The following is a 16029-nucleotide window of genomic DNA, read 5'->3' on the forward strand; positions in this document are numbered from 1 at the left end:
TGATGGAAGACCGGACCGTGGGCGCAGTGGACACCGATGCCGCGACCGAGGTATTCATGCGACACCGTGAGCTGCTGTTCTCGGTCGTCTACACGATGCTCGGCAGCGTCGCCGACACCGAGGACGTCCTGCAGGAAACGTGGCTGTCGCTGGCGCCGCGCGCTACGGCGCTGTCGGCCGAGCAGATCGGCAATCCGCGCGCCTACCTGGTGCGGGTGGCCGTGAATCAGGCGCTGGCCCGGCGCAGCGCGATGATTCGTCGGCGGGAAACCTATGTCGGACAGTGGCTTCCGGAACCCGTCGTGCGCGACGCCGAGCCCGAGCCGGACGCCGTCGACCGCGTGGTGCGCACCGAGGCGTTCTCGATGGCGCTGCTGGTCGTCCTCGAATCGCTGACCCCGCTGGAGCGCGCGGTGTTCGTGCTGCACGAGGTGTTCGGCTACCCGCACACCGAGATCGCCGAGATCCTCGGCCGCAGCCCGGCGGCGGTGCGCCAGATCGCGCACCGCGCCCGCGGCCACGCCCATGCCCGGCGTCCGCGCGGGCACGCCGACCCCAAGGCGTGCCGGGCGGTGACCGAACGGTTCGTCGCGGCGGCGATGGGCGGCGACCTGGAAGAATTGCTCGCCGTGCTCGCGCCCGACGTCACGCTGTGGACCGACGGCGGCGAGCGCGGACCGGCCACCAGCCTGCGCCCGGTGCACGGCGCGGGCGCGGTGGCCCGGCTGTTCGTCGAGGTGGCGCGCGGGCTGCGGCCCGGCTACCGAGTCCGGTACCGGGCCGTCAGCACCGATCCGTGCGCGGTGCTCTTCGACGGCGAGGCCCCGCTGGCCGTCGTCGTGCTGGACGTGACCGCCGAGGACACCGTGCGCGGCATCTACTCGGTCACCAATCCGGACAAGCTCACGCACATCCGCTGAGCGGCGCTACCACTGCAGGCCGGGCACCACCCTGGCGACCCTGGCGGCCGGGTTCGGCAGCGCCATCAGCGGCATCAGCACCGGACCGAGCAGCGTCAGCGGGCTGCGGCCGTCCTCCGTCGTGCCGGGGGAGACCTGGGCCTGGGCCGAAACACCCTTCGCCGCACTGGATTCGCCGAACAGACGGAAACCCTGGTGCATGATCGTGCGCTTCACCGAGGGCATCAGGAGGTCGACCGCCTGGGCGAAGGTGCCGACCGGGGTGTCGATCCGGTGCGGGCGGTCCTCCAGCGCGCGCACCACGATGGCCGCGGCGCGGTCGGGATCGGGCACCGGAAGCGAGCGGTAGAGGTCGGTCGGCGCGATCATCGGGGTGCGCACCAGCGGCATCCGCACCGAGGTGAAGGTGATGCCCGCGTCCCGGTTCTCGACGGCGGCGATCTCGCTGAAGTTGTCCAGGGCCGACTTGCTGGCCACGTAGGCCGCGAAGCGCGGAACCTTGGTCTGCACCGCGATGGAGGAGATGTTGACGATGTGGCCGAACCGGCGCGCCCGCATCGACGGCAGCAGGCCGAGGATCAGCCGCACCGCGCCGAAGTAGTTGACCGCCATGGTGCGCTCGAAATCGTGCATCCGGTCGGTGGAGTTCACCACCGAACGGCGGATCGAGCGGCCCGCGTTGTTCACCAGGTAGTCGACGTGGCCGTGGTCGGCGAGCACCGAGCGCACCAGGCCGTCGACGGCCTCGGGATCGGTGATGTCGCACGAGTAGATGTGCGCCGTGCCGCCCTCCGCGCGCACCGACTCGGCCGCGGCGGTCAGATCCGCCAGGCCGCGCGCCACCATGAGCACGGTCGCGCCGCGCGCCGCGACCGCGTGCGCGGTGGCCAGGCCGATGCCGGAGGAGGCGCCGGTGATGAGCACGATCCGGCCGGAAAGCGGGTCGCCGCTGACGACGGGGCGGCCCCGGTTCGGATCCAGGTGCGCACGCCAGTACTGCCACAGCCGTTCGGCGTAGCTCTCGAACGACGGCACCGACAGGCCGCTGCCGCGCAGCTGCGCCTGGGTCGACTCCGAGACGAACTGCGAGGCGAAGGATACGTGCGGCGCGACCTCCGGCGGAATTCCCAACTGCGACAACAGGAAATCGCGGATCGCGGGCACTCCGGGCAGGTGCGCGAGACCGTGTAGCGCCAGCCCGCTGCCCGGCACCGGACCGATGCCGGTCGGCGCGCCCGCCGCCGCGGCGAGTGCGCTGTAGACGGTGTCGAACGGTTGCGGCTCCGGGTTCACCAGGTGGAAGGTGCGGCCGTCCAGGCCGGGCTTGCGCACCAGTTCCACCATCGCGGCCGCGACGTAGTCGACCGGGACGATGTTGGTCGCGCCCAGGTCGGGCAGCGGCATCGGCAGCTCGGACGGCAGACCGGCCAGCTTGGCGATGGCGGAGAAGAAGTAGTAGGGACCGTCGATCTTGTCCATCTCGCCGGTGCGGGAATCGCCGACCACGATCGCCGGTCGATACACCCGCCAGCGCACCCCGCGCGACTCGCGAACCAGCTGCTCGGCCGCGAATTTGGTGCGGTGATACGGGGAGGTGAGGTTCTGGCCGAGGTCGAAATCCTCCTCGAAGAACTTGCCCTTGTGGTCGCCCGCGACGGCCACCGAGGACACGTGGTGCAGCACCGCGCCGAGCTCGCGCGCCAGCGCGATCACCGAGCGGGTGCCCGCCACGTTGGCGGCGTGGGTGACGGCCTCGTCGGCGGTCATGTCGTAGACCGCGCCCAGATGAACGACGTGATCGGCCTTGGGCGCCTGGTCGCGCAGGCCGAGACCCTCCGAGGTGAGATCGCCGACCAGGGCGAAGACGCGTTCGCCGCCGTGCCAGCCCTCGGCCAATTTCGTGAACTTGGCTAACGATTCGGCGCGCACGAGCACGTGGACGATCGCGTCGGGATCAGTGTCCAGCAGCCCTTGTACGACCCGTCGGCCCAGAAATCCGGTTCCGCCCGTCACGATGTAGGAAACCATCGCGTCCCTCCTGCTGTTCACTCGAAACTTGTTGTCGCGCACCATTGATCCAACATGCGGCGGTGAATGCGGGCATCAACGAATCGGCCCCCGGTGACAGCGGTCGGGCCGAAAGTAGGAACACCTTCGTCCTGACTTATAGGAAACCGTAATGGGTTCAGCGTCGGCGGGGCAAGCCGATGGGCGTGCGTCACGGTGTGTGACTGCTCACCATCACCCCAGGTCAAACGGTATGTGTTACAGGCTTTTCCAGTTACCCTGTGTGATTATCACGATTCGGCAACCTTTCGGCGTACTTGGTCAATTGTCCAGTACTCGGGCGACGGTATCGGCCATCCTGGCGCGGAAGGCGGCGGGGGCGAATGTGGCGGCGTGCGCGCGGATTTCGGTGGGGTCGTAGGCGGCGGGGTCGAAGTCCGTCATGGCCGCGGCGAGCGCGGCGGTCACGGCGTCGTCGTTACCTGGCTCGACATAGTCGCCCGTGACTCCGGGGCGGACGGTGTCGAGCGCGCCGCCGAGCCCGACGGCGAGCACCGGCGCGCCACACGCCATCGCCTCGACCGGGACGATGCCGAAATCCTCGACCCCGGGCATGAGCAGCGCCCGGCAGCGGCGGTACATGTCCTGGAGGACCGCGTCGGAGGCCGCGCCGAGAAAGGTGGTCTCCGGTCCCGCGAGCGCGTCCAGTTGCGCGCGAAAACGTCCGTCGCCGACGACGACGAGGCGGCAGCCCGCCTGGCGCGCGGCACGAATCGCCAGATCCGGCCGCTTGTACGGGACGAGGCGGCCCGCGAAGAGGAAGAAGTTCTCCCGCTCGACCGCCGGATCTGGGGTGAAGCGGTGAATGTCCACCGGCGGGTTGATCACGGTCGCGGGCAGGCCCCACCAGTCGCGGACGCGGTCGGCGACGGCGTGCGAGTTCGCGACCACGTGCGTCAGGCGCGGTGCGGCGCGCGTTTCGCACCGGCGGGCCAGTGCGCCGAGCGCGGTGAGCGCGAGCCGCCCCGCGCGCCCGCGCGCCTCTTGGGCGCGGAAGGCGGGATCCCAAGCCCAGCGGGCCGGGCTGTGCACGTAGGCGATGACCGGCGCCTCGGTCGCGAAGGCGGCCTGGGTGGCGAAGGCGTGATGACTGATGACGACCGCGTCGAAGCGTCCGCCGAGGGGGAGCCCGCGCAGCGCGCGCGGCGCCAGCGGAAGCAGCGGAGCGTGCGAACGACGCCCCGTGGCCGCGTGGGCGCGGCTGAGCCAGGTGTCGTGCACCCGGCGCAGCGGGGGACGGACACCCGCCGGATCGACGATCGGCGCGAAAACCTCGGAACCTGGCCAGGTTTCGTGCAATTCGGCGACCACCGCCTCGGAGCCGCCGTATTCGGTGAAGCGTTCGTGGACGATCGCGACGCGCGGTTCGGGCATGGTGGATGGCACGCTCATTCGGTTTCGATCCGGCGCGGTTCGGCGTGTTTGCGCAGCGCTGGCGCGACCGGCCTGCCGTGCAGCAGCCCGTCGACGCCGCCCTGCTCGAGCGCCTTGCGGTAGACGACCGCCGCCTCGCGACAAGCCGAGATGGTCTGCGCCACATCGGCTTCGGTGTGCGCGGCCGACGTGACGAAGGATTGACCGAGCACGCCGCGCTCGAGCAGTTCCTGCAGGAACAGCGTGCGAAACGCCTGCGAGGGCTCGCCGTCCGCGTCGCGCGTGGCGAAGATCAGGCACGAGGGTCTGCCGAGGACCGCGAGGCGGTCGGCGATGCCGAGTTCGGCGGCGACGGCGTTCACCCCGTCGGCGAGCAGTCGACCCGCGTGCTCCATCCGGGCGATGGGGTCGCCGGTCGTGTACTCGCGCGCGACCGCGCGAAAGGCCGCCAGCGCGGACGATTCCGGGCCGTGCGTGGTGGAGAGCAGGAACACCCGTTCCCGGTCGGTGCGCAGTCCGCCGAGTTCCATCAGTTCGCGCCTGCCCGCCAGCGCCGAGAGGGGAAATCCGTTGCCCATGGCCTTGCCCCAGCAGGACAGGTCGGGCTTCACGCCGTAGACCGCCTGCGCGCCGCCCGCCGACCAGCGGAAGCCGGTGATCATCTCGTCGAAGACGAGCAGGGTGCCGTGCCGGTCGCAGAGGTCGCGCACCCCTTCGAGGAACCCCGGCTCGGGTTCGGCCAGCGCGGTGGCCGCCTCCATCACGACCGCGGCCACGGCCTCGGTCTCCAGCACCGCGGCGAGCGAGGCCAGATCGTTGTAGCGGAACCGCGTCGTCCCCGCGACCGCCGTGGCGGGAATGCCGCTGGCCATCGGCGTGGTGCCGATGAACCAGTCGTCCACCGAGAAGAACGGCTGGTCGCAGACCGCGATCACGGTGCGCCCGGTGGCGGCGCGGGCCAGCCGGACGGCCGCGGTGGTGGCGTCGGAGCCGTTCTTCGCGAACTTCACCATGTCGGCGCCCGGCACCAGCTCCAGGAAGTCCTGTGCGGCAAGCAGTTCCAGCTCGGTGGGACGACTGAAGCTGACGCCGTCGGCGATCGCCGCGCCCACCGCCTCCAGCACCGGCCGGTAGCCGTGGCCGAGGGTGACCGACCGAAGGCCCATGCCGTACTCGATGTAGCTGTTGCCGTCGGCGTCCCAGACCCGGCACCCGCTGCCGCGCACCAGGATCGGCGCCATCGACTCAGGATATTGGTCGGCGCCGCGGGCATAGGTGTGCGCGCCGCCCGGCACCAGGTCGTGCAGGCGCGCCTGAAGTTCGTTGCTGCGCGCGAACCCGCGATGTCGTGGCGTCGGTTCCTCAGCCGTGCGGTGTTCCATACCGATCTCCTGGCCTCGCGGTACGGCCGCGCGCACGGTGAAAACTCTTGCGCGCGAGGCATTCTGCGCCAACTCTACGTCCGGCGCGGTGTCGTGTCGTTCCGAACCCGCGGGCTTCCGTCGCGTTCACTCGGGATCCGTCGGAACGGTGACCGCCCACAAGTCGTGGTCGGCGCGGCGGCCGGTCGCGCCGACGAATCGGCTCATGCGCCCCTCCCGAACCATGCCGACCTCGGCGGCCACGGTGGCGGCGTCGCGGTCCCCCGGTTCGATCGCGGTGTCGATGCGGCACAGCCCCAGTGCGCCGAAGGCGTAGGCGACGAGCAGCCGGGTAGCCGTGGTGCGCACCCGGCCCTCCTCGGCGCCGAGCGCGGGATCGGTCCAGACGAACATGCGCGCGTTGCGGTCGAACATATCGAGGTCGAACAACCGGCACTCGCCCGCGTACGCGCCGTCCACCTCGATGGCCAGCACCAGTCCCGCCGACGAACGCAAGCCCGGTCTGGCCAGTAGCGATTCGCGCAACCACTGACTGTTCGAGTGCTTCGCCGCCCACTCCGATTCCAGCGCAGCCGGATCGGGATCGAGCGCGGCCCTGGCCCGCAGCCGGGCCGCACGCCACTGTCGCCCGTCCGTGAGCCGCCGTTTGCGCAACACCACCCGGGGGTCGTCCAGGTCGCCGAGCGGCGTGACCTGCGTGGCGTGCAGTGGATCGAGCATGTGCAGCGCGCGGCCCGCGTAATACCTTGCCGCGGCGGCCATCACGGTACCGGCGGGCACGGGCGGGTCGGGCGGGCCCGGCGCGGGGACGGGTGCGAGCGTGGGATGGTCGGTGCGATGTCTGCGCACCCACGCGGCGGTGAAGCCCTCGGGCGGGGCCATGGCGGCGGTGACCGCCCACAGCTCGTGATCGCGCCGCGCGCCACCGGCGTCGAAGTAGCGGGTCATCATGGCTTCGCGCTGAAACCCCAGTCGCGCCGCACCGCTCGCGGTCGCCACGTTGGCGGGCGAGATGGGGGCGGTGATGCGTTGCAGCCCGACCGGCCCGAACCCGAAGTCGATCAGCATCGCCGCCGCCAGACCCCCGATGCCGTGCCTGGCCACCTCCGCGTCGACCCAGACGCCGAGTTCCGCGCTGCCCGCCTCGGTGTCGATGGAGATCAGCTCGACCTGACCCGCGAAGCGGCCGTCCACCTCGATCACCATGGCGACGCGCCGACCCGCACGCGCCTCGCCGCGCACCGAGAGGCATTCGCGCACCCACATTTTCGCGGTGTGCCGCACGCTCCAGTCCAGCGGCGAACTCGACCAGAACGGTTCGATGAGCCGACGGTCCCGCAACCGGATCCGCCGCCACTGCCCGTGATCGGCGATTCGGGGCGGTCGCAGCACCACGGTGGCCCCGTGCAGGACCACCGGACCGAGCCGGACGCGGGACAGCGAGGTCTGCTGGTCGGACACGGGTCACTCCTTGGGACGCCGGCGGCCGAGGGATGTCGTCCGTAGCGCGCCGTCGGTGCTCACCGACAACCGCCAATAGCCGCCCGCGGCGTCCTTGAGCACGAGACCGGCGTCGGGATGGTCGGACAACCACGCGCCGCTGGAGAGCACCGCGGACCGGACGGTCCCGTCACCGGTCTGCGCCTGGAAGATGTCGGCGTCGCTGCGCCCCGCCCGGCCGACCAGGGTGCCGTCGAATCGCGGCGTGCGCAGGCTGTTTCGGCTGATCACCGTCCAGCCGTCCGGGAAGAGGCCGGGCTCGAGATCGTCGGAGGCGCTGGAGATCAGGTTGACGGCGGTGCCCTCCGGACAGCCGGTGCGGTCCACCCGCACCTCGACCGGATGCTCGTCCAGATCCTTGTCGAATTGCACGTTGGCCAGGTAGGGCTGACGGCAGTAGGCCAGGTCCAGGCAGATCTCGCGCGCCGCCACCTTGCAGTTGACCATGCCGAACTGCGCGGGCCCGCCACGTTCGGTCCGCCCGATCGCCAGCGCGACGTCCGCGCCCTCGAACCACACGTTGGTCAGCCACCAGTCGTTGGCCGCGCCGTCGACATCGATGTGGCGGACCGTGGTGCGCGGATCGCTGTCGGAGACGAATTCCACGTTGCTGAGCGCCAATCCGGCGTTGTGGTCGTTGCCGGTGCCCAGCACGCCGACGTAGTTGCTGGTCAGCTTGGACGAGGTCACGTAGTTCTGGATGCACGACGTGACGATGCCGAAGCCGAAATTGTTGATGTCGCAGTTGACGAAGGACGTGCCGCCGGTGTTGTCCCTGAGCACGACGCCCCGCTGCTCCAGGAAGCGCGGATGGTTGCCGCTGAGATGGTTGCCGCGGATCACCACCGAATCGAACGAGCAGCGGAAGCACTCGGACAGGTCGACGGCGGTCGCGCGCGGACCGGAGAGGTAGAAACCCAGCCGCGCGAACCGGACTCGATTGCGCCTGCGCAGCGAGATCAGCGTGGTGTCGGTCTCGCACACGATCAGCGAGACGTCGCCGCCGTCGCCGAGCACGGTCGCGTAGTCCGCCATGGCCGGCCAGCTCGTCACCTTGTAGCGGCCCGCGGGCAGATAGAGGACCAGCGGTTCGTCCCGCACATCCGCGGCGGCGGCGATCGCCGCGGTGTCGTCGGCCACGCCGTCGCCGACCGCGCCGAAGTCGCGCACGTTGCGGGCCGCGGGCGCGTCGGTGACGTGCGGCGAACGGAAACCGATACCGGGCGGCTCCGGGTCGGCGCAGGCCGCCGCGAGCGGGACCGCGGCCGCGGCGCCCAGCGACGCGGCGAGCAGTCGACGTCGGCCTACGCCCTCGTCGGTCATCTCCGCAGCCTCCCCACTACCCGCTGCAAGCGGTTGCCCGGCCTGCTGTACGCTACCGCGCCGGTGAGTCGCTCGGAGCCGAATGTGGCCAGGGCCCCGCGCAATTGGGGCGCCGTTGTGGCGCCGAGCTCGACGACGCCCAGCGCGTGCTCGCACAGCGGCGCGACCGCGATGGCGTCCGCGGCCGCGGCGACCGGGGCGGTCTGCACCAGGACGTGCTCGAAATCGGCTTGGAGTCGGGCCATTACGTGCGCGAACCGGTCGGAGGCCAGCAGATCCGCGGTCTGCAGGTCGGTGTCGCCCAGCGGCAGCACGGTGATGCCGGTCTCCGGCCATCCCGTCAGCGACTCGGCGGCGGGCGCGCCACGCAGGACCGCGGCCAGCCCTCGCCCGTCGCCGGTGGCGAATCGTCGTGATCCACCGTGGCCGGAGGTGTCGGCATCGACCAGCAGCACCGAGCGACCGGTGTCGGCGAACGATTTCGCCAGCGCCAGCGCGACTTCCGGCTCGGACCGCGGTGAGAGGCTGGTCAGCAGGATGGTGTGCGCGGGCCCCTCGCGCAGCAGCCTCGTGCGCATCCGGCGGGTCTCGTCGGTCGCGCCGGGGCGGCCCTCGTCGATGATGCCGAGGATGGGCACCGGCAGCAGCGCCTCGAGATCGTTGGACGTGCGCAGCGTGCGGTCGGTGCGGTCGCGCAGGAACGCGGCGAGCGCGCCGAGCGCGAGCCCGGCCAGCAGACCGAGGGCCAGGATCCGCCCGGACTGCGGACCGGCGGGGGAGCGCGGCAGCTCGGCCCGGTCCACCACCGCGACACGGGCGGCGGGCGCGGCGTCGCGTTCGATCGTCTCCAATTCGTCTATGAGCCTGCGGAAGTGGGCGACGACGGTGTTGGTGAGGTCGCGCGCCCGCTGGGCGTTGCCGTCGCTGACCGAGATGACGATGAGAGTGGTCGCGGGCGGCGAGGAGGCGGTGATCTTGCCGCGCAGTTCGTCGACGGACATGGTGATGCTCAGATCGTCGATGACCCGCGTGGCCACCGTGGCGCTGGTGGCCAGATCCAGATAGGACCGCACCCGCTGCTGAGCCGCCAACCCGCCCTGGTAGGAGTCGTTGACCGAGGTGCCGGTCGCCATCGAGACGTACATGGTGCTGGAGGCCACGTAGGTGGTCGGCTGACCGCGCAGATAGACCGCCGACGCCGCCAGGCACACCAGCGCCACCCCGGCGATGACGAGCCAGCGCCTGCGCGCGATCCGCCAGTATTCGGTCAACCCCATTGCCAGGACCCTCTTTTCGCTACCGGTACGACGGGTGGAAGGGACAGCGGTGGCGCGGCGCCGACCCGAAAACGCCGCCGGACTTCGACGACCGCCGCGTGGATGACCCAGGCCAGCACCGCGGCCTGCAGGAACTTGCCGAGGTTCTCCATGCTGCCGAGGATTCCGCGTTCGAACAGCACCGAGGAGCCGGTCACCGCCAAGCCGAGCACCACGACGGGGAACATCCGCGAGTACAGCGATCGCGCCCACGCCAGCAGCAGCGCGAAGGTGAACAGTGCCCCGATCAGCACGCCGGTCAGGCCGCCGAGCACGTAGCCCTCGTTGAGGTTGCCCTCGGCCAGCGACACCGAGACCGTGCTCATGTCCACCGAGGCGCCGCGCACGTCCTGCGCCCACGCCGTGCCGGACTGGAACTTCTCGGTGCCGAGCAGCTGGGCGGGCACGAGACTGAAGGCCGCGTTGTGCAGCACTTCGCCCGGCGTCAGCCAATAGCCGGGACCGTGGAAGTAGGCGTCGGTGGCGGCCTCGAGCAGATCGAAGCGGCGCAGGATGCTCAGGAACGGGCGCATGGCGGGCGGATAGTCCGAATCGATCAGCGCCGCTTCGGCTTTGGCGAGATCGGTGGTCTTGAACGATTGCAGCCAGCCGAACCCGCCGATGCCGAGCACGCCGATCCCCGCGACACCGAACGCCTTGGCGCGTGTCCACCCGCCGATGGCGAAACGGATCGCGACGGCCATGGCCGCGCCCATGATCGGCGTCTTGGACTCCACCACCGCGGTCCACAGCAGCTCACCGGCCAGCATCGCGCCGACGACGAGCGCGGCGATCTCCCGGCGCGCCGGGCGCGCGAACACGATGAGGCCGAGCGCCGCCACCGTGGCCAGGATCGAGACGAAACTGAGGATCGGGTTGGCGCTGGTGACGTCGCCCGCGCTGCCGACGGATCCGGTCGCCACCGAGGCGGCGCGGCCCAGCAGGCCGAGGGCGTACATGGTGACCAGCGTCGGTATCAGATCCGGGTCGGCGGCCAGCTCGGGCGCGGCGGCGGGCGGGCGCCTGCGCGCCCACACCGCGTAGGCCGCCACCAGCGCCGCGTACACCCACAATCCGAACACGACGTGGTCGAGCGCCAGATCGATGCCGCGGTCGTAGCCGAGCTCGGCCAGCCGCGGGTCGGGCACGTTGTCGCCGTAGTGCGGTTCGGGCCGCACCGCGAGCAGGACCAGCGGCCGGGCGATGTAGGACAGCGACCAGAACGCGGCCTGGGCGATCACGAAAACCCGGACCACGCCGGGGATCCAGGCGGCGGCCACGACGAGGGTGAGCAGCGCGCCCGCGACGGCGGCGAGTTCGCTCATGCCTGCGCCTCGCTGGCGCTCGGCTCCGGCATGCGCGAGGCGCGCTGGCACATGATTCGCTCACTTCGTTCGCTCATGCCTGCGCCTCGCTGGCGCTCGGCTCCGGCATGCGCGAGGCGCGCTGGCACATGATTCGCTCACTTCGTTCGCTCATGCCAGCCCCTCCAGCGCGTCGAGAATCTCGCGCGCGCGGTCGACGTAGCGGTGTCCGCCTTCGACGATCCTGCGGTGCCCCGCCTCGGCTACGGCCGCGGCCTTCTCGGGGTTGGCGGCGCACCAGTCGAGAATCTCGGGCAGTTCGGCGGGCTCGCCGAACAGGAAGCACTCGGCCGTATCGCGCAGCAGTTCGGCGTGCTCGTCGGTGCGCTCGCCGACGAAGAGCCCGCCCGCCGCGGGCACCTCGAACGTGCGACAGGTGTGGGTGTCGCGGTTGTCGGAGTTGAGCAGCACCAGGTTGGCGGTCACGGCGGCGATCACCGCCGAATAGTGCTGCCCGTACACCGGTCCCGCCACCACCGCGCCGGTGGTCCGCAGCTCGGGCACGCGCCGCCAGCCCGGACCGCGAATCAGCATACGGTCGCCGTACTTTCGGGCCAGCGCGACGAGGTCGGCGCGGCGGTCCGGACGGCAGACGCCGACGAACCCGGCCAGGAACTCGCGCCCGCCGCGGCGGGCCGCGCGATGGTGCCAGGCCGGGTCGTAGGCGCTGCGCACGAAGGCGACCGCGCGGGCGCCGCGCTCGCGCAGCTCGGGAACGTTGTGGCGCTTGGTGGTCACCACCAGATCCCAGTCCGCCTCGTGCGCGAGGTAGTCGGAGGTGATGTTGGCCGGATTGGCGACGTCGTCGGGGCTGTAGTGCACCCGCCGCGCGGCGGGCGTCGCGAGCAGCCTGCGCTGGTCCAAGTGCACCGACTTGAACGCGAACAGCAGATCGGGGCGGAAAGCCGCTGCCGCGCCGTCGATCTCGGCGTGCAGGCGCTCGGTCGTCCACGGCGCGCGCCGCCGCGTCGCCTTGGCGTACAGCCAGGGCGGGGACAGCCGCGCGGGCAGCGTCACGGGCGTCGAGTCGACGACGAGCACCTCGTGCCCGGCCTGACGGAAGCCGTCGGCGAGCGACCGGGCATTGCTGCCGATCCAATCGTCGCCGACATAGAGGATTCTCACGCGCCGCCCTCCTCGCGCATCAGCACCACCGCGGGCGCGCTCGCGACCGGTACGGTCCGCTCGCGCACGATCAGCCACCGCACGCGCGCGAGATACCAGGCGGCGACCGTGAATTCGATGACCACCGCGCCGTACACGAGCGTCCACACCGAGTGCGTGCGGAACGCGATCGCCAGCGCGGCGACGGCCACGCAGGTGCCGAGCACCGCGCCGATCAGCACGCCGGTGGTGTCCTGCCGCACCGGAAGCACCGCGGTGGTGACGAACGAGGTGACGGTGGTGGCGGGCAGCATCAGCACTTCCACCCGCAACAGCCCGATGGCGCCGGTGAACTCGTCGCCGAAGACGAGGTGGATGAGCACGGGCGCGGCCAGCCACACCGCCGCGGCCGCGACCGTCGCCAGGCAGACGGCCGCCGCGAGCGCCTGCAGGGCGTTCCGCCAGAAGCGGTGGTCGGCGCCGCGCCGCGCCATCCGCGGCAGCAGCGCGAAACCGATGGCGTCCAACATGGATTGGATGGCGCGCACCAGGCGATCGCCCGCGGAGTACAGGCCGAGCGCGGCCGCGTTGAGCACCGCCGCGTAGACCGCCGCCGCGCCCTGCCCGTACAACGTGATCAGCAGGCGCGAGGTCAGCACCGGCGCGCCGGTCCGCAGCACCGCGCGCACCAGCCGAGGCCGGGCGGGTCTGCCATAGGTGCGCAGCGAATCCCACCAGGTCAGCGCGACGGTCGGCACCGAGGACACGAGCAAGCAGAGCAACGCGACATGCGCGTGCGGCAGCCGGGGCAGCAGCACGACCAGCAGAATCAGATAGCCGATCCGGCCCACCGCCTGGTACGCCGTCGACGTGCCGAAGCGACCCTGGCCGATCAGCAGCCAGTCCTCCGACACCGACCAGAATCCGCCCGCGAACAGGCCGAGCAGAATCATGTCGACCTCGTCGGGCACGCCGATCGCGAGTCCGGCGGCCAGCGCGGCGCCGAGCACCGCGAAGCCCATGGCGCGGATGGTCAGGTAGTCGCCGCGCAGCTGGTTGATGTAGCCGTGCCGGTCGTCGCGGTGTTCGCCGGTGTCGTGCACGCGAGCGGCGAGAAACGAGGTGATGCCGAGGTCGACCAGCAGCGAGCCGATGAAATAGGAGGACATACCGATCGCCAGCAGCCCGAGCCCGTGTGCGCCGAGCACGCGCGCGATGAGCGGCACGGTCACCACCGTGATGACGTATTGGCCGTACTTGCCGAAGCTGACGTAGCCGATGTCCCGCAGCACCGCCAACAGCCCGTGCGAGCGGTGCGCGCCGCCGCCGGACGAACCGCGCGCCCCGTCGCCCCTGCGGTGCGCGCCGCCTGGTGCGGCGCGGTCCGTGGAATGCGGGGCCTCAGACATGGGCGGCGCCCCGGTGCTGAACGATCCGGCCGAGGAAGGCGGCGACGGATCGGGCGGTCGCGGCGACGTCGAAAGCCTTCGCGCGCTCGCGTCCGGCCACGGCCAAGCGGGTGCGCAGTGCGGGAGCGCCGATGAGGGAGTCCAGCGCGGCGGTGAGCGCGGCCTCGTCGCCCCCGGGGACGAGCAGCCCGTCGACGCCGGTGGTCACGATCTCTTCCGGGCCGCCCGGCGCCGAGGCGATCACGGCACAGCCCGCGTGCATCCCTTCCACGACGACCTGACCGAACGGCTCCGGCAGCACCGAGCAGTGCACCAGGATGTCGGCGTCGCACAGATACGGTCGCGGGTCGTCGACGTGGCCGGTGCGGGTCACCGGAAGCGCGAGATCCGCGGCCAGCCGGTCCACTTCGGCGCCGAAGGATTCCTCGTCGAAAAACGTGCCGCCGATCAGCAGCACCCGGCGCGGCCGGACCTTCGTCGCGGCGACCGCGCGCAGCAGCACGTCTTGGCCCTTCCACGGTGCGACCCGCCCCAGCACAGCGATCACCGTTTCCGCGGGATCACGTTGCGCCGCGCGCAGCGGCGCGATCCCGAGTTCGACTCCGGGATAGGCGACTTCGGCCGGGCGGCCGCCGGTGCGCAGCGTCGCGAGCGTGGTCCGGCTGTTGGCCAGGAAGCCCTGTGCCGCGAACCGTCCGAGCAGCCCGACGACCAGCGCGGGCAAGCGTCCGAAGTAGTCGGCCGCGATCCGGTCGTGCACTTGCCACACCAACGGGATGCGAGCCCGCCGCGCCGCGACCGTGCCCATCACCAGCGCCTTGGTGCTCTCGGCGACCAGCACGTCGGCCCGCCTGGTCGCGGGGTGCCCGCCGAGTGCCCAGCCCAGGCGCAGCAGCGCGATCGCACCGGCCAGCAACCGCAGCGGACCGGAACCGATCGTCATGGCGCGGCTGTCGAAAGTGCCATGGAGTACATGTGTTTCGACACCGCGCGCCCGGGTCCGTTCGACCATCGGACCGTCCTCTGTGTAGATCATCGCGACCTCGGCGAGCCGCTCGGCGCGCAGCGCGCCCAGCAGTCGCGAGGTGGCCAGTTCGGCGCCGGAGGGCGCCGCGGTGTGCGCGAGGAACAGGGCGCGGATCGTCATGTGATATTCCGGTACATCGCCACGTGGCGCTGCGCTGTGACATCCCACGAGAAGGTCTCCGCGTGCGCGCGGCAGCGCTCGGGTGTGGGCAACGCGCCGTGCAGCGCCGCGGTGATTCTTGCGCCGAGCGCCTCTGCCTCGCCCGCCGGGACGATGAGCGAAGGATCGAGGCCGCGAACCGAATCCGGGAGGCCGCCGCAGTCGGTGACGATCGGCGCCCGGCCTGCCGCGAGGGACTCCAGCGCGATCAGGCCGAACCCCTCCAGCGCGGTGGTCGGCACCACCGTGAGCGCGGCCTGCTCGTACAGGTCGGCGAGCCGGTCGTCGGCGACGTGCCCGGCGAAGACGATGGAATCGCCGAGACCCGCGCCCGCGGCCATGGCGCGCAATTCCCTTTCGGCCGTGCCGGTTCCGACGATCACCAAACGCGCGTCGGGATGTTCGGCGACCACCCCCGGCCAGCAGCGCAGCAGCGTGTCGATGCCCATGCGGCGTTCCAGTCTGCGCACGCACAGGACGGTGCGCGTCTCCGTGCCGACCGGCAGCGGCGCGGCGCGGAAGCGGGACAGGTCGACGCCGGGCGGGATCACCGCGATCCGGTCCGCTGGAATCCGGTAGTCCGCGCCGAGCACGTCGCGAAAGTGGCTGGACAACACCACGAGTCGGTCCGCGCCCGCGTACCGCACTCGCTCGATCAGGTATTTCGCCTTGGCCGCCAGTTCGCTCTGCCCGGTCAGCCTGCTCTCCGCCGCCCACGGGCCGTGGAAGTGCACCACCAGCGGAAGGCTGCCGCGCCTGCCGATCGCGGCGGGTCCGTAGAGGCAGAAATGACGGTCCAGCACGGTGGTTCGGCGCAGCGCGGCGCGATCGAGGAAGGCGACGCGGGCCCGCTTCGCGGTGGAACCGCCGGCGGCGCCCCATGATCTGGCGCCGGGCGGCTCCTCCCTGCCCGGCGCGCCCCAAGCCACCGCGGACACCGACACCTCGGGCCGACGGTCGAGCGCGTGGAACAACTCGGTGAAATACCGGTTGAGCCCCCCGGGTTCCGCGGCGAACCATTCGGAACCCGTCATGTGCACACGCAACGAACCCGTGCCTGCCACCACCCCGGCCCCCTACTCCC

General features: G+C 71.3%; 12 protein-coding genes. 1 reads left to right on the top strand and 11 read right to left on the bottom strand.

The features are described 5' to 3' along the window. Positions 1-2: 2 nt before the first annotated feature. Positions 3-920, top strand: a complete 918-nt coding sequence (sigJ, locus tag T333_RS22210) for an RNA polymerase sigma factor SigJ (protein WP_496425698.1) — start codon at positions 3-5, stop codon at positions 918-920. A gap of 6 nt (positions 921-926) precedes the next feature. Here sigJ and T333_RS22215 read toward each other — a convergent pair whose 3' ends face one another. From T333_RS22215 to T333_RS22265, 11 genes are all read right to left on the bottom strand, one after another. After that, positions 927-2948, bottom strand: a complete 2022-nt coding sequence (locus T333_RS22215) for an SDR family oxidoreductase (protein WP_496425699.1) — start codon at positions 2946-2948, stop codon at positions 927-929. Between the two features lie 300 nt (positions 2949-3248). Beyond that, complete coding sequence (locus T333_RS22220) at positions 3249-4361, bottom strand: glycosyltransferase (protein ID WP_496425778.1); 1113 nt, start codon at positions 4359-4361, stop codon at positions 3249-3251. Between the two features lie 14 nt (positions 4362-4375). Beyond that, entirely contained in the window at positions 4376-5743 is a 1368-nt protein-coding gene (locus T333_RS22225; protein WP_496425700.1) for a glutamate-1-semialdehyde 2,1-aminomutase, read from the bottom strand. A gap of 126 nt (positions 5744-5869) precedes the next feature. Then, the gene (locus T333_RS22230) at positions 5870-7204 is read right to left on the bottom strand and encodes a GNAT family N-acetyltransferase (RefSeq protein ID WP_496425701.1); all 1335 of its coding nucleotides are present in this window, start codon (positions 7202-7204) and stop codon (positions 5870-5872) included. Between the two features lie 3 nt (positions 7205-7207). Next, complete coding sequence (locus T333_RS22235; protein ID WP_355002732.1) at positions 7208-8566, bottom strand: glycosyl hydrolase family 28-related protein; 1359 nt, start codon at positions 8564-8566, stop codon at positions 7208-7210. Further along, complete coding sequence (locus T333_RS22240) at positions 8563-9843, bottom strand: protein tyrosine kinase (protein ID WP_355002731.1); 1281 nt, start codon at positions 9841-9843, stop codon at positions 8563-8565. The genes T333_RS22235 and T333_RS22240 overlap by 4 nt, the downstream gene beginning before the upstream one ends. Then, positions 9834-11207: a hypothetical protein gene (locus T333_RS22245; RefSeq protein ID WP_496425702.1), complete on the bottom strand. Its 1374-nt coding sequence runs from the start codon at positions 11205-11207 to the stop codon at positions 9834-9836. The genes T333_RS22240 and T333_RS22245 overlap by 10 nt, the downstream gene beginning before the upstream one ends. Positions 11208-11357: 150 nt before the next feature. Further along, positions 11358-12371, bottom strand: a complete 1014-nt coding sequence (locus T333_RS22250) for a CgeB family protein (RefSeq protein ID WP_496425703.1) — start codon at positions 12369-12371, stop codon at positions 11358-11360. Further along, complete coding sequence (locus T333_RS22255; protein WP_357249462.1) at positions 12368-13759, bottom strand: lipopolysaccharide biosynthesis protein; 1392 nt, start codon at positions 13757-13759, stop codon at positions 12368-12370. The genes T333_RS22250 and T333_RS22255 overlap by 4 nt, the downstream gene beginning before the upstream one ends. Further along, positions 13752-14906 (bottom strand): glycosyltransferase family 4 protein, encoded by a 1155-nt coding sequence (locus T333_RS22260; protein WP_496425704.1) that lies wholly within the window; start codon positions 14904-14906, stop codon positions 13752-13754. The genes T333_RS22255 and T333_RS22260 overlap by 8 nt, the downstream gene beginning before the upstream one ends. After that, positions 14903-15979, bottom strand: a complete 1077-nt coding sequence (locus T333_RS22265) for a glycosyltransferase family 4 protein (RefSeq protein WP_357249456.1) — start codon at positions 15977-15979, stop codon at positions 14903-14905. The genes T333_RS22260 and T333_RS22265 overlap by 4 nt, the downstream gene beginning before the upstream one ends. Positions 15980-16029 lie beyond the last annotated feature (50 nt).

The organism is Nocardia sp. CNS-044 (assembly GCF_059570515.1).

What these genes read in the sequence shown, in the direction of transcription:
- sigJ (WP_496425698.1), top strand. Translation starts at nt 3, where the DNA reads ATGGAAGACCGGACCGTGGGCGCAGTGGACACCGATGCCGCGACCGAG.
- T333_RS22215 (WP_496425699.1), bottom strand. Translation starts at nt 2,948, where the DNA reads ATGGTTTCCTACATCGTGACGGGCGGAACCGGATTTCTGGGCCGACGG.
- T333_RS22265 (WP_357249456.1), bottom strand. Translation starts at nt 15,979, where the DNA reads ATGACGGGTTCCGAATGGTTCGCCGCGGAACCCGGGGGGCTCAACCGG.
- T333_RS22235 (WP_355002732.1), bottom strand. Translation starts at nt 8,566, where the DNA reads ATGACCGACGAGGGCGTAGGCCGACGTCGACTGCTCGCCGCGTCGCTG.
- T333_RS22240 (WP_355002731.1), bottom strand. Translation starts at nt 9,843, where the DNA reads ATGGGGTTGACCGAATACTGGCGGATCGCGCGCAGGCGCTGGCTCGTC.
- T333_RS22225 (WP_496425700.1), bottom strand. Translation starts at nt 5,743, where the DNA reads ATGGAACACCGCACGGCTGAGGAACCGACGCCACGACATCGCGGGTTC.
- T333_RS22220 (WP_496425778.1), bottom strand. Translation starts at nt 4,361, where the DNA reads ATGCCCGAACCGCGCGTCGCGATCGTCCACGAACGCTTCACCGAATAC.
- T333_RS22255 (WP_357249462.1), bottom strand. Translation starts at nt 13,759, where the DNA reads ATGTCTGAGGCCCCGCATTCCACGGACCGCGCCGCACCAGGCGGCGCG.
- T333_RS22245 (WP_496425702.1), bottom strand. Translation starts at nt 11,207, where the DNA reads ATGAGCGAACTCGCCGCCGTCGCGGGCGCGCTGCTCACCCTCGTCGTG.
- T333_RS22260 (WP_496425704.1), bottom strand. Translation starts at nt 14,906, where the DNA reads ATGACGATCCGCGCCCTGTTCCTCGCGCACACCGCGGCGCCCTCCGGC.